At 55.4% G+C, this 251-nt stretch carries 1 pseudogene; it reads right to left on the bottom strand.

From position 1 onward, the window contains the following. Positions 1 to 251, bottom strand: a pseudogene (locus RTW80_RS30170) (anaerobic sulfatase maturase); the annotation flags it as partial.

Genomic DNA, 251 nt, shown 5'->3' with positions numbered 1-251 from the left:
CTAGTGCAAAGGCATGCCCGCAGCGTTCGGCCAGTGAGCACATCTGTGCGGGATAGCCACTCCAGACGCCCAGCATTGAGTCAAAGAGCTGCACAAAAACGCGCCCCACATCTTCTCTTACCCAGAGGTCGAAGATTGCCTTCAGGAATGTCCCCCACTCCCTGTCACTCACTGATGACGGATTACCCTGCTCTACCAACGGAATAAACTGCAAAAATGGGGTGCCGAGCGCGCGAAGAAAACGGTACACC

It is taken from the genome of Escherichia sp. AM3 (genome assembly GCF_032029835.1).
In the GTDB taxonomy this organism is placed as follows: domain Bacteria; phylum Pseudomonadota; class Gammaproteobacteria; order Enterobacterales; family Enterobacteriaceae; genus Escherichia; species Escherichia coli.
Note: the sequence above shows the minus strand (reverse complement) of the source record. Positions and strands in the feature narration are given on the sequence as shown.